Source organism: Amycolatopsis sp. H20-H5 (genome assembly GCF_035828755.1).
GTDB lineage: Bacteria > Actinomycetota > Actinomycetes > Mycobacteriales > Pseudonocardiaceae > Amycolatopsis.
The window spans coordinates 26606-38680 of the sequence record NZ_JAYMZS010000089.1 but is presented as its reverse complement, the minus strand read 5'-3'; the positions used below and the strand labels follow the sequence as shown (position 1 = coordinate 38680).

12 protein-coding genes and 1 pseudogene are annotated in these 12075 nt (G+C 69.2%); 4 read left to right on the top strand and 9 right to left on the bottom strand.

Annotated features, from left to right (window positions below):
- Positions 1–421: pseudogene (locus tag QMK34_RS34600) on the bottom strand (cation transporter); the annotation flags it as partial.
- Between the two features lie 80 nt (positions 422–501).
- Between QMK34_RS34600 and QMK34_RS34595 the strand changes: the two are divergent.
- On the top strand, positions 502–879 hold the full coding sequence (locus QMK34_RS34595) for an ArsR/SmtB family transcription factor (protein WP_326418905.1): 378 nt from the start codon (positions 502–504) through the stop codon (positions 877–879).
- 143 nt (positions 880–1022) lie between these two features.
- Positions 1023–1553 carry a sigma-70 family RNA polymerase sigma factor gene (locus QMK34_RS34590; protein WP_326418904.1) on the top strand — a complete coding sequence of 177 codons (531 nt, stop codon included), beginning with the start codon at positions 1023–1025 and terminating at the stop codon, positions 1551–1553.
- A 7-nt stretch (positions 1554–1560) separates the two neighbouring features.
- Here the strand turns inward: QMK34_RS34590 and QMK34_RS34585 are convergent, their stop codons facing one another.
- The 4 genes from QMK34_RS34585 to QMK34_RS34570 all read right to left on the bottom strand — a co-directional run bounded on the left by QMK34_RS34585 (position 1561) and on the right by QMK34_RS34570 (position 6413).
- Positions 1561–1887, bottom strand: a complete 327-nt coding sequence (locus tag QMK34_RS34585) for a hypothetical protein (protein WP_326418903.1) — start codon at positions 1885–1887, stop codon at positions 1561–1563.
- A 5-nt stretch (positions 1888–1892) separates the two neighbouring features.
- A complete protein-coding gene (locus QMK34_RS34580) occupies positions 1893–3410 on the bottom strand; it encodes a HoxN/HupN/NixA family nickel/cobalt transporter (protein WP_326418902.1) in 1518 nt (505 codons plus the stop codon).
- Entirely contained in the window at positions 3407–4735 is a 1329-nt protein-coding gene (locus QMK34_RS34575; RefSeq protein ID WP_326418901.1) for a tetratricopeptide repeat protein, read from the bottom strand. The genes QMK34_RS34580 and QMK34_RS34575 overlap by 4 nt, the downstream gene beginning before the upstream one ends.
- Positions 4736–4802: 67 nt before the next feature.
- Positions 4803–6413 carry a DUF4331 domain-containing protein gene (locus QMK34_RS34570; RefSeq protein ID WP_326418900.1) on the bottom strand — a complete coding sequence of 537 codons (1611 nt, stop codon included), beginning with the start codon at positions 6411–6413 and terminating at the stop codon, positions 4803–4805.
- Positions 6414–6783: 370 nt separating this feature from the next.
- On the opposite strand from QMK34_RS34570, the gene QMK34_RS34565 reads away from it, so the two are divergent.
- The gene (locus QMK34_RS34565) at positions 6784–7842 is read left to right on the top strand and encodes a HoxN/HupN/NixA family nickel/cobalt transporter (RefSeq protein ID WP_326418908.1); all 1059 of its coding nucleotides are present in this window, start codon (positions 6784–6786) and stop codon (positions 7840–7842) included.
- Here QMK34_RS34565 and QMK34_RS34560 read toward each other — a convergent pair.
- From QMK34_RS34560 to QMK34_RS34545, 4 genes are all read right to left on the bottom strand, one after another.
- Complete coding sequence (locus tag QMK34_RS34560; protein WP_326418899.1) at positions 7823–8539, bottom strand: anti-sigma factor; 717 nt, start codon at positions 8537–8539, stop codon at positions 7823–7825. The genes QMK34_RS34565 and QMK34_RS34560 overlap by 20 nt on opposite strands.
- A gap of 470 nt (positions 8540–9009) precedes the next feature.
- Positions 9010–9747, bottom strand: a complete 738-nt coding sequence (locus tag QMK34_RS34555; protein ID WP_326418898.1) for a class F sortase — start codon at positions 9745–9747, stop codon at positions 9010–9012.
- Positions 9740–10507 (bottom strand): ferritin-like domain-containing protein, encoded by a 768-nt coding sequence (locus QMK34_RS34550; protein ID WP_326418897.1) that lies wholly within the window; start codon positions 10505–10507, stop codon positions 9740–9742. The genes QMK34_RS34555 and QMK34_RS34550 overlap by 8 nt, the downstream gene beginning before the upstream one ends.
- A gap of 29 nt (positions 10508–10536) precedes the next feature.
- The gene (locus QMK34_RS34545) at positions 10537–11199 is read right to left on the bottom strand and encodes a ferritin-like domain-containing protein (protein WP_326418896.1); all 663 of its coding nucleotides are present in this window, start codon (positions 11197–11199) and stop codon (positions 10537–10539) included.
- 357 nt (positions 11200–11556) lie between these two features.
- Between QMK34_RS34545 and QMK34_RS34540 the strand changes: the two genes are divergently transcribed.
- Positions 11557–11847 (top strand): hypothetical protein, encoded by a 291-nt coding sequence (locus tag QMK34_RS34540; protein WP_326418895.1) that lies wholly within the window; start codon positions 11557–11559, stop codon positions 11845–11847.
- Positions 11848–12075: the final 228 nt, after the last annotated feature.

Genomic DNA, 12075 nt, shown 5'->3' with positions numbered 1-12075 from the left:
GGCACAGCCTGCGTGCCGAACTGCCGGTCGCGGACACCGGCAACGCCGGGCACCGCGGCGGGCCTCGGCCAGGCCGACGCTGCCCGGTTCAACGGCGTCCATCAGACGCCGGAACACCGCCTTCGCCGCGTCGCGCGGCACGAAGAGGATCGCGACGGTGATGGCCAGGCCGATGATCGGGTCGGCGAGTGGGAAGCCCCAGGCGACCCCGGCCGCGGCGACCACCCACGGCTGGGTCATCGGCTGCGGGACGAGCAGCCGGTGGACGGCCTCGTAGCCCGCGAACGCGCCCGACGCGGCGATCATCAGCACGACGACTACCCCGGCGAGGTCCTCGGCACGGCCGAGCCCGTAGGTGTAGCGGCGTGGCGCCCGAGGACGAACGCGATTCGATCGGCAGCGCGGTGAGCGCGTCGGCGAAGCGAGACTCTCTCGATAGCATCGTATATGCGTAGGCATGCAGATACGCGACTATGCGGGCAACCCGCTACGATGAACCCCATGCACACCTCGCTGCCGGAGTTCGACATGCCCGGGGACGAGCAGGTCCACCTCGCCGCCGAGTCGTTCCGGCTGCTGGCCGACCCCACCCGCATCAAGGTCCTCTGGGCCCTGCTGCAAGGGGAATCCTCCGTCGCCTGCCTGGCCGAGCTGGCCGGAGCGGCACCGGCGGCGGTCAGCCAGCACCTGGCGAAGCTCCGGCTGGCCGGGCTCGTCAAGGGCCGCCGAGAGGGCACGTTCATTTACTACTCCGCCGCGAACAACCACGTGCGGGGCCTGCTTTCCCAGGCCTTGTTCCACGCCGACCACCTCGACCGCGACATCCCCGCCGAACACGGCGCCGCGCGGCCGACCCCGCACCGCCCGGCCGAGGCCTGAGCCCCGGCCCGAGTTTCTCCGCGGATTGACCAACCCGGACGCACCGGCGTCACGAATACCGAAATGCACGGCGGCCAGGACACGGCCCGCTCCTGTGCCGTATTCGCGTGATGCCGCCGGTTTGCCGACGCTGGGAACGTCCGATGGAGGAACTGCTCGCCCGGGTAGCCGGCGGGGACAGGGCTGCCTTCGACCGGTTGTACCGCGAATTCTTCGGCCTCGTCTTCCACGCCGCCTTCGCGGTTTTACAGGATTACGCACAGACAGAAGAAGTGACTCAGGAGATATTCCTGGAACTGTGGTCCACGGCGGCCCGCTACAACAGCAGCCAGGGCAATGGCGCCCGGTGGATGACCATGATCGCGCGCCGCCGGGCCGTCGACCGGGTCCGGGCGTCACAGTCCGCGCGCGACCGCGACAGCCTCGTCGCCAGCCATGCCGCCATCCCCACCGAGCCGGATCCGGCCGAACACGCCGTGGAGCGGGCGGAAACCCGCCAGGTGATGACGGCACTGGCCGGGCTCAGCACCGAGCAACGGCAACTGCTGGTGCACGCCTACATCCGCGGAGTGTCCTATCGGGAGCTCGCGGACATGCTGGGAATCCCGGTCAACACGGTGAAATCCCGGGTGCGGCTGGCGCTGTCCAAACTCCGGAGCCTGATGCCGCGGTGAACACCCGTCACTTCAGCAGGGTCGCGACGTTGGCCCCGTCCGCTCCTAAGTGGACATACAGCGCGGCCCACGCCCGGTCGTTGTCCGACGCGGGCGCACCGTCGCAAAAAGGCTTGTGCCCGTTGGCCGTGTAGTACCGCAACAGCGGCAGGGTTTCGTCGGTGCGCAGCTGCGCGGCATCGGTGTAGCGGACGCCAGGGGCGGCTGCCTGGTGTTTCATGCAGCTCACCGCTCCGTTGCCCTCATTGTCGAACACCGGCCCCGGATCCGGCGGAGCCGCCGAACATCCTGCCAGCACCAGGAAAGCGACGGCGAGAAACGGGAGTGCGCGCATGTTCGTCAACCATTTCCTGTCGCGGCGCGGACAGCGAGCCCGAGACCGACCACCAGTACCAGTGTCGCGGTGAGCACCGGCATCCAGGACGAAAGCCGGGCCGCGCGCTCGCGCAGGCGATCCATCCGGCGCATGGTGTCGAGCCGGTCCCGCACCCGCACGAGCAGCAGGCCGACGGCGGTCAGCGTCGCGGCCATGCCGAAGCCGTAACCCACGACCAGCAGCACGCCGAACCAGGTGCGGCCCAGCGCGACCGCGCCGAGCAGCACGACCAGCGCGGACGGGCTGGGCACCAGTCCCCCGGCCACCCCCATGCCGATCAGCCCGCCGCGGCCGAAACCATGGCTGTGCCCGTGGGCATGTCCGTGCCCATGACCGTGGCCATGTCCGTGGCCATGTCCGTGGCCGTGCCCGTGCTCCGCCTCGGCGACGACGCCGCCCGCCGCCACCAGCACCGGCTCCTCGACCGCGTGGCGGGCCCGGTTGCGGACCGCGGAAACCAGCAGCCAGGCGCCGATGCCCATCACGAGCACCCCGCTGGCCACCCCGAGCCAGCTCAGCACGCTTTCCCCGGCCAGCGCGCTGGAACCGCTGATCAGCAGGCCGAGCAGGAGCACCCCGGCGGTGTGCGTCACGGTCACCGTCGCGCCGACCACGACCGCGTCGCGGGTGGAACCGCGTTTGCCCGCCAGGTAAGCGGCGATCAGGGTCTTGCCGTGCCCGGGAAGCGCGGCGTGGGAAGCGCCGAGCACCAGGGAAAGCAGGACCGCGAGCAACCCGACCGACGGCGTGAGGTCCTTGGTGCCGACCAGATCGGTGAACGTCCTGGTGACCGTGCCGACCACCGCGTCAAGCGGGCCGAGATGCGGCGCCACGTCGACCGCGGCCCCGCCACCGGAACCGGGCTCGACCCGCAGGGTCGTCTCGCGGACGTCGAGCGGGTTGGCCAGCAGGTCGTCGGGATAGGCCCGCAGTTCGTTGCTGACGCTGGTGGCAGGCAGTCCCGACTCGGGCAGCCGCACGCCGTCACCGGTGGCGGTCATCTCGTGCCAGCCGATGCGTTCCGGCCGGAAGCCGTCACGCACGAACAGCGTCGCCGCCCTGTCCAGCCGCGCGGGGGCCGACATCGTGCAGGTCAGCCTGCTCGTCGCGAGCCCGGCCTGTCCCGGCGGGAACTCCAGCTTGCTCGACAGCAGAGCCCAGCGCAGCGGCTGTCCGTCGACCGACGCGGTCGTGGCCGCCAGCAGCGCGCCGCACTCGCTCGCACCGTAGGCGGTCACCTCGTCCGCGCCGAGCGTTCCGTCGTGGTTGGTGTCGACGGCCGGTTTCTCCTGCACCGTCGGGATCTCCGCACTGTCCACAACGGACAGCAACTCGAGCGAGCCTGGGCGCAGCTTCAGGCCGTCGTAGTGGTTGACGGTGAAGTTCCCCAGCGGGTGAGCGGACGCCGTCCCCGGTCCGGCGAGCAGCGCCGCGACGATGAACGCGAACACGACCGGGGCGAGGACCAGGACGCGCCTCATCGCGCCGCCTTCAGCTCGTCGAGCGCGCGCTGCGCCTCGGGAGTGTGCAGGGGCGAGAAGTACGGGTTGGTCTGCAAGGCGCCGGTCAGGGACGTGACGGCTTCGGCCTTGCGGCCCAGCCCGGCGAGGATCACGCCGCGGTGATAGGCGAACCCGGCGTTGTGCCAGCCGAGCGCCGCCGCGCGATCGGCGTAGGTGAGGGCTTCGGCGTCGCGGCCGTTGAGATGCAGCGCCCAGGCCAGCGCGTCGGCGACGAGCACGTTCTGCCGTCGCCCCCATTCGGCCTGCGCGTGGCTCAGCGCGCCCGCCTTGTCCCCGCGGTCAGCGGCGATGGCGGAGGCGGTGAGGTCGTCGGTGACCCCGGCCGCGGCGAAAAGCCGCTGCTGCCCGTCGAGGACCGCGAACTGCTGCTGGGCCTCGGCCTGCCGCCCGGCCACGAGCAGCAGTTCCGCGTACTCCTGCAAATACTGCGGCAGCGGGACCCTGGTGACGATCTCCTGGTAGCCGGTGATCGCGTCGGCGAGCTTGCCCCGCGCGGCCGCGATCTTCGCTTTTCCTTGCAGCAGCGAGACATTCTGCGGGTCTGCGGCCAGCCCGTTGTCGTATTCGGCGGCCGCTTCGTCGAGCTTGCCGGAGTTGAACGCGAGCTCTCCGAGGTAATAACGGCAAAACGCGACGTCGCTCGGGCCGGTCGCGTCGCCCACTGCGCGCTCCAGCGCCTGCTTCGCCTCGTCGACGCGGCCGTGCAGTTCGAAGTCGTAGGAGGCGCGGGTGAACGCGGACACGCCGGGCTTGCGGTCCAGCATCTGCTGCACCGCGTCGGTGGCCGCGCCGGCGTCGCCGAGCTGCGTCTGCGCGTCGGCGAGCACGCCGTAGACCTCGGCGGTGTCGGGCAGGACGGCCCGCGCGCGTTCCGCCCAGCCCTTGGCCGCGGCGAAGTCGTGCCGGGCGTTGGCCAGCGCGCCCATCCCGATCAACGCGGGACCGTTGCCTTCAGGCTGCTGCTGAAGGGACTTCTCGAGCGCGCCCTGCGCCTTCGGGTAGTAGGCCGGGTCGGCGGTGATCCTGGACTGCTCGACGTAGGCGGAACCGAGCTGGGCCCAGGTGAGCGGATCCTGCGGCGTCCGGCGGAGCTTGTCCTGCGCGACGGTGATGCTGTGGGTGAGGGAGTCGGCGAGTTTCGGCGCGGCGGCGGGGATCGGCGGAGCCTGCTCGGCCGACGGGCCGGACCACACCCCGGACAAGGTCGCGGCGAGCACCGCGACCCCGGCGGCCAGTACGACGGCGGCCAGGACGCGGCGGGGGCGGCGGGGACGAACGGGCATCGGGGAACCTCACGACCGGGAACCGCCGGTGAGGTCTCACGAGACCTCACCGGCGGTTCCGATGGACTTATTCGGTCGAGGTGCGCGGGCGGCGGCGCAGCAGCCACCCGCCGGAACCCAGCAGCGCCGCGGCGGCGAGGCCGCCCAGTGCGGGCTGTGTCGGGAAGCCGGAGCTGCCCGAAGCAACCGCGCCGGCACCGCCGGAGCCGCCACCACCGGAAGCACCGCTACCGCCGGAACTCGCGTTCACCGCGGTGTTGTGCGGCAGCGCGACGTACGGGAAAGCGCTGCCGAACGGCACGTCGTTCGCGTTGACCTTGTCGCCCGTGGCCAGCGCCGGCACGATGACGCCGGTCTGCGCGGCGCCTTCGAGCGCCTGGACCTCGATGTCGACGACATCGTCGGTCAGCCGCCTGCCGTTCGGGAAGCCCTGGAAGTCACCCGCGAGCACACCGAGCCGGTTCGGTGCCGGTGCGACCGGCACCGCGGTGTTGAGCCGCAACATCTCCGACGCGGTGAACTTCTTGGCGTTGACGTCGGCGTTGTTCAGCTGCGAGTTGAGATCGGCCTTGATCGGGCCGCCTGCCTTGGTGGTGATCCCGGTCAGGAAGATCTCGGCCAGGTCATTGCGGGGTGTGGCGGGGGCCGGAAGTCCGTAGATGGCCTGGATCAGCTTCGGCACCTCCGGGTCGGTGACCCGGTTGACCAGCTCGGGCACGTTGTGATCCTGCTCGGGCTTGAGGGAGTTGAACTTGTCCTTCAGCCCCGAAGGCACGACCACTTCGTTGACCAGCGGATTGCCGAGGCGCGAAACCTGGACGTACGGTCCGAGCTCGTTCTGGTTGCCCGGCGACTTGATGGTCAGCGACTGGCGCTCGGTGTCGCTCCAGACCCCGATCACCGGGTTCTTGGTCGCGTTGCCGTTCAGCGCGAGCGCCGACTTCGGGACCTGCAAGGCGATCGTGTTGACGTTGTAGCCCTTCAGCGTGTCCTGCCCGACCTCGGACAGGTTGCCGCCGTAGAGCAGGTCGAACACCCTCAGGTCAAGGAAGAACGGGTCGTCGGCCTGGCCGGCGTAGCTCTTGAGGCCACCGGGGAGGCTGGTGACGGCCTGGTCCCGCAGCGCGCCGTAGTTCGGCATCGAGGCCGCGCCGGTGTTCGACGGGGCCACCTTCGCCGAGCGGGCGATGTTCTTGGACCGGCCGTACTTGTCGATCACGTCGAGGCTGTAGGTCTGGCGGAACAGCAGGTTCTCGTCGTCGAGCGAGGTGACCGGGCCGTTGTTGTACAGGAACGTGGACTTGCCGCGCTTGTCCTCGGTCTTGAACGTCCAGCGGTAGGTCAGGTCCGGCTTGGCGTCGCCGTCGCTGTCGATGTTGATGTCGTAGTGCGCGTCGGTCGCCCACGGGTAGAAGTTCGGGCCGCCGTTGGGCTCCTGGAACGGATACCAGTTGGCGACCAGCGTGACCGTGTCCGGCTTGTCCGGGCTGACGAACGCGTAGACGTCCGTGTTGTCGACCGGCGGGTCGCCCGCGATCAACGGTGCTTCACGGTGGCTGGAGGCGGCGGCCAGGTCGGGCCCGAGGCCGACCAGCGCGCTGGCGAGCACCAAACTGCCCACGGCCAGCAACGAGAGGCCCACGCGCCGGGATCGGCGAGACGGGAGCGGTACGGACATGCTGGAGACCTTTCGACGAAGACACCATCGCTGATGTTCACAGCAGACCCCGCGGAAAATCCGAGATCGCCGCCAGACCCGCGTTCCACGGGCAAGCACCTACCTATTCGGAGCCGACCGTGTCGCGGTTCACCTCCGAACAGGTGAATCGAAAAGTACAAAATGGACCGCACATCTGCACACCTGAAAAGATAATGGTTCTTTTCCTGGACGCCTATTGCTCTCGATCTGCTCATCTGCTTAGGCTCACAGGTATCACTCCCCCACCCGGCCCCGGATCGAGGACGCCATGAGCGCCACAGCACCGACCAGCCGACTGACCAGGATCCGCCAGGCACTCACCCGCCGCGAATGGGCGTCGATCGCGGGCATGACCGGGGTCGTCCTGCTGCTCAACCTCGTCGGCTGGGGCGTACTGGGCCTGGTCGTCGCGCCCCATCGCTACGATCTCGGCGCCTCCGGGGTGTTCGGCATCGGGCTCGGCGTCACCGCCTTCACCCTCGGCATGCGCCACGCCTTCGACGCCGACCACATCGCGGCCATCGACAACACCACCCGCAAACTGATGGCCGAAGGAAAAAGACCGCTTTCGGTCGGCTTCTGGTTTTCACTCGGACATTCGACGGTCGTTTTCGTCCTCTGCGCGCTCCTCGCCCTCGGCATCCGGGCTCTGGCTGGCCAGGTGGAGGACGACGGTTCGGCGCTGCACAGGACGACCAGCCTGATCGGCACCTCGGTTTCGGGCGTTTTCCTTTATCTCATAGCGATCCTGAACCTGATCGTCCTGGTCGGAATCGTCAAGGTGTTCCGCGGAATGCGGCACGGCGAATTCGACGAGGCAGAGCTGGAACGCCGCCTGAACAATCGTGGTTTCATGAACCGCATTCTTTCCGGCGCCACGAAAGCGGTCCGCAAACCCTGGCACATCTACCCGGTCGGTGTGCTGTTCGGACTCGGCTTCGACACCGCCACCGAGATCGGGCTGCTCGTGCTCGCCGCCGGCGCCGCCGCGTTCGCATTGCCCTGGTACGCGATCCTGGTGCTGCCGATCCTGTTCGCGGCCGGGATGACGCTGTTCGACGCGGCTGATGGCTGCTTCATGAACTTCGCCTACGGCTGGGCCTTCGCGAAACCGGTCCGCAAGATCTTCTACAACATCACCATCACCGCGCTGTCCGTCGCGGTGGCGCTGATCATCGGCACCATCGAACTGGTGTCCATCCTCGCCGACAAGCTCGGCATCACCACCGGGCCACTGGCCGCGATCGCCGACGTGGACCTCGACTATGTCGGCTTCGTGATCGTCGGGCTCTTCGTCGTGACCTGGCTGGCCGCGCTCGCCGTCTGGCGCTTCGGCCGGATCGAGGAGAAGTGGTCGGCGCACCTGACCGCACCCACGGCCGCGGAGGTCAGTTCAGGTCGATCCTGACCACACCCGGGGTGGTGGGCTGCGGCGAGCCCGCCACCGGCTCGACCGTGACGGCGATGTGGTCGACGTCGGCCGGGATCTCAGCGACGACCGGGCGCGCGTGGTCCCCGCTGTGCAACAGCCCCGCGGACTGCGAGCCGCGGGGCCCGGCGAGCCACACCTCGTAGGAATGCGCGCTGTCGAGCGCGGGCAGGCCGCCCGCGGTGACGGCGACCTTGCCCTGGCGACGGGAAACCACCGCGGTCACGGACCCGCCGCTGACGCCGGTGGCGGTGACGCTGGCCGCGTCCGGTGCGGCGGACACCGAGGAGACGGCTTGCCCTGGCTCGGCGGGGTGGTCGAGCCCGATGCTGATGCCGCCGACGAGCACCGCGGCGGCCGCCGCGAGCGACGACACGCCGATCGCGACCCGCCTCGTCCACCGGCGTGACCGCAGCGGGAGCACGACGGCGTCGGCGACGCTGGGCGGCTGCTGCCGGGTGACGGCCACCGCCGCGAGCACCCGGTCGCGGAGCGCGTCACCGGGGATGACCGCGACAGCGGCACCGAGCCGCGCGGCGGTTTCGCGCAGTTCCAGGACCTCTTGCGCACACGTCGGGCAGTCGCCCAGGTGCGCGTGGAACGCCGCGCGCTCGGCGTCGGTGACCGCGTCGAGGGCGTAGGCGCCGGTGAGGGTGTGGATCTCTTCGGTGGTCATCGCCTTGCCCCCCAGGGAGCACACGGCCGGATCAGCCCGTCACGCATCCGGGTCTTGATCGTGCGGACAGACACGTCGAGCACTGCGGCACCCTCTCGCTAGGTTTAAGAATCCGGCCATCGCGTGCCGGACCTGTTCACGGTCCACAATGGCCGGTGCGGCGCCGAAACCGGGGATGAGCGCGAGAACCCGGGCACGCACGACCATAGCTGTGCCCTCTCCTGCCCTCGCCGATCCGACGCCGCTGGTGTCGGCGTGGTGAAGGGCATTCGCAGGACACGGCCCCGCGGATTGGCCGAAGACCAAAGTTCTGGCCGGACGGGCGGGCGCGGACACCGCTCACGAGGGGCTTGAACAGGGAGAATCACCGTTGGTGACCAGAACGGTGCCACACGGTCGGGGAAGCCCACCGGGGCTCGGCACAGCGGAAGCCGGCCGGCCGGAGGATCTACGGCCGGCCGGCTTCCGGTTCAGGCCGGTTTGCTGAGGTGCGCGTACACGACGATGTTGTCGAGGTAGCTCCGCGCCTTGCTGTCGAACTGGCCGCCACAGGTGACCAGCCGAAGCCCGGCGTAGTCGACCTTGCCGTAGACGTCCTTGGCGGGGAACTGCTTCTTCGGGTACTGACGGCGCGCGTCCACGGTGAAGTTCGCCGTGGTGCCGTCGCGCCGGGTCACCTGCACCAGGTCGCCGGGCACGAGCTGGGAAAGCTTGTAGAACACCGCCGGGCCGCGGAAGGAGTCGATGTGCCCCAGGATCACCGAAGCGCCCTGTTCGCCGGGCGTCGGGCCGTAGTCGTACCAGCCCGCCTTGCTGAAGTCCTTGGGGACCTCGACGGTCCGGTCGGGATTGAGCCCCAGTGACAGCAGTGTGCTGTCGACCCCGATCCGCGGCACCTTCACCGAGACCGGCAGCGAGCGGGACAGCGGATCGGCGGGGACCTGCGGCACCACCGGCGCCGCGGCCTCCGTGGTCGGCACCGACGTGCTCGGCGGCGCGCTGATGGGGACGTCGGCCCGGGGGATCTCACCGGCCGCCGCCACCGCGGCCTGCCCCGGCTGCCAGGTCACCCCGGCCCAGAGCATGCCCACGCCGCTGATCCCCAGCACCAGGGCGACGACGAGCAGGATCACCCGCAAGCGGGGACGGCGGGCGTCGTGACGCCCGCCGTCCCCCGAGCCTTCAGCGGTGGCCGAAGGATCAGCCATCGGCGTCTTCGCCGCGGCTGGTCATCCGGTTGCGGGCGATGAGCGCGCCGGCCGCACCGGCCACCGCCACCCCGCCCGCGACCGTCAGCAGCGTGCCGGTGGAGCTGTCGGTCGACCCGCCCGCGCCGGTGTCCGGCGCGCCGACCGGGATCACCGGTTCGGTGCCGGGCTTGACCAGGAACGGCGCCACCGCGGCGAGCACCTCTTCCTTGGTCTTCGGCGTCTCGGTGTTACCCATGAACACGCCGCCCTTGGCGGGCAGCCCGAGCAGGTTGCCGACGACCGCGGCGTGGCGGGCCTCGACGCCGAAGATGCCCGCGGCGGCCTGCAGGATGCCCTTGTCCTTGAGGAAACCGGCCGCACCGAGGTACGCGCCGACGCCGACGTTCTCGAACGTGTGGCTGGTGGTGAGGTAGCTCTTGCGGTCCTCGAACGCCTTGCCGAAGTCCACCTTCGGCGCCTCGACCGGGGTGCCGCCGAGCTTCTTGATGGTGGCGGTGAGGGTCGCGACGTGCGACTCCTCGTCGGCCTGGATCTGCTTGAGGTACTTCGCCTCGTCCCCGGTGAGCTGCACGGCCTTGTTGCCCTGCACGTAGAACGCCGCCTCGAGGTATTCGAGGGTCAACGCGTAGTTGAGCACCTCGAGGTCGTTGGCGAAGTCCGCGGCCATGGCCTTGGCCCACGGGTGGTTCAAGGCCCCGAGCGCCAGCTGTGGCGACACGTCGGTGGCCTGACCCTTGATGAGATCGCGCCTGTTCATGAACTGGGTTCCTTACTGGGTTCGGGGGATCAGGAGATGTAGGGCTTGACGATGGCGAGGACTTCTTCCTTCGTCCGCTGCTTCTCGATCGGCGACGGGAAGGCGTTGCCCCCGATGAGCGTCGCCAGCACGGCGGCGTGCCGTGACTCCACTCCCGCGATCGACGCGGCGGCGCCCAGCACGTCGCCGCTCTTGATCAGCCCGACCTGCCCGTGGTAGGCGGTCACCCCGACCTCTTCGAAGGTCGACGCCGCCTTGAGGAAGTTCGCCTTGCTGGCGAACGTGTCGTCCGGGTACTTGATCGTCGGCTTCTCCACCGGCGTGCCGCCGAGCTGCTTGATCAGCGCGGTGACCGACGTGACGTGGGCACTCTCGTGATCGGCGATCTCCGTGATCAGCTCAAGCTCACGCGCGCTGACGAGGTTCTTCTTCAGCCCCGTGGCGTAGAAGTCCGACTCGAGGTACTCCAAGGTCAACGCGTAGTTGAGGATGTCGAGGTCGCCCTTGTCACCGGTCGCCATGGCGACCTTGGTGGCGGCGGAGGCGATACCCGAACCGAGTCCGCCGGCGACGAGGGTGGCCCCCACCCCGACCAGACCGGCCATCCGCAGAAAAGCCCGCCGGTCGCTCTCCTTGGCGATGCCGAGTACCGGCTCACCACCGAAGACCCTGTTGTTCCTGATTGGCCGCATACCGAAAACCATGCTCTCTCATCGCGCGCACTGGTGCGCTGCTTTCACTCGTCTAGGTGAATCCGTTCCCCAGAAAGCGTCAGCGGCCTGGGGCTTTCAACAACCAGAAGCGAACGAAATTCACGAAAGCTGACAGCCGGCAGCCAGGGTGACTCTCGCGGTGAAGCTGGTACAGCACGCCCGATATCTCGTGATCGTCGCACACCCTGGATCAGCCCCGTGACGGGGGTCACGGCAGGCCCGTTAGGCCGAACGGCGTAATGATCGGTGATCTTCCCACCGAATACGACCCCGGTGACGAAGTCCCTGCTGTCACGGGCAAACGGCTCGCGGCACCGTCTGGAAGGGACTGTCACCATGTACAAATCCCGCCGTATAGCCGCTCTTGCCGCGTTCCCGGTCGCACTGGGGATCGCGTTGGCCGCACCCGCGATGGCGAGCGCCGCTCCGGCCCCGGCTCCGGTGAACTCCGCCGCGACCAGCAGCCTGACCATCGACCACCAGCGCGGCGGCCTCCACCTGGGCGGATTGCTCCAGCTCGACGGCAACCGCCACCACAGCGGCGGTCATCACCGCGGCCTCGACCTGAATCTCCTGCTCGGCCTCGACCTCAACCTGGGCACCGGCCACCACGGCTGCGACTGCTGACCCGCACCCGCACCCGATTGAACTGCCCCTGAAGGCCACCATCACGGCGTAATACGCCGTGATGGTGGCCTTCAGGGGCAGTTCCGAAGAGCACGACGCCCCCGCGAAGCGCGTCGCGCGACGGTTTCTGTTTCCACGAAAGGATGGCGGTGCGGTTGCGGTCCTCCGGCGACGGTGCTTGCCTGGGGGCACGATAGTTTTCCCGATCAGGAATGGACGGAGTTCCGC

Excerpts from the sequence above, each read along its gene's own strand:
- QMK34_RS34595 (WP_326418905.1), top strand. The coding sequence starts at position 502 with ATGCACACCTCGCTGCCGGAGTTCGACATGCCCGGGGACGAGCAGGTC.
- QMK34_RS34590 (WP_326418904.1), top strand. The coding sequence starts at position 1,023 with ATGGAGGAACTGCTCGCCCGGGTAGCCGGCGGGGACAGGGCTGCCTTC.
- QMK34_RS34585 (WP_326418903.1), bottom strand. The coding sequence starts at position 1,887 with ATGCGCGCACTCCCGTTTCTCGCCGTCGCTTTCCTGGTGCTGGCAGGA.
- QMK34_RS34580 (WP_326418902.1), bottom strand. The coding sequence starts at position 3,410 with ATGAGGCGCGTCCTGGTCCTCGCCCCGGTCGTGTTCGCGTTCATCGTC.
- QMK34_RS34575 (WP_326418901.1), bottom strand. The coding sequence starts at position 4,735 with ATGCCCGTTCGTCCCCGCCGCCCCCGCCGCGTCCTGGCCGCCGTCGTA.
- QMK34_RS34570 (WP_326418900.1), bottom strand. The coding sequence starts at position 6,413 with ATGTCCGTACCGCTCCCGTCTCGCCGATCCCGGCGCGTGGGCCTCTCG.
- QMK34_RS34565 (WP_326418908.1), top strand. The coding sequence starts at position 6,784 with ATGACCGGGGTCGTCCTGCTGCTCAACCTCGTCGGCTGGGGCGTACTG.
- QMK34_RS34560 (WP_326418899.1), bottom strand. The coding sequence starts at position 8,539 with ATGACCACCGAAGAGATCCACACCCTCACCGGCGCCTACGCCCTCGAC.
- QMK34_RS34555 (WP_326418898.1), bottom strand. The coding sequence starts at position 9,747 with ATGGCTGATCCTTCGGCCACCGCTGAAGGCTCGGGGGACGGCGGGCGT.
- QMK34_RS34550 (WP_326418897.1), bottom strand. The coding sequence starts at position 10,507 with ATGAACAGGCGCGATCTCATCAAGGGTCAGGCCACCGACGTGTCGCCA.
- QMK34_RS34545 (WP_326418896.1), bottom strand. The coding sequence starts at position 11,199 with ATGCGGCCAATCAGGAACAACAGGGTCTTCGGTGGTGAGCCGGTACTC.
- QMK34_RS34540 (WP_326418895.1), top strand. The coding sequence starts at position 11,557 with ATGTACAAATCCCGCCGTATAGCCGCTCTTGCCGCGTTCCCGGTCGCA.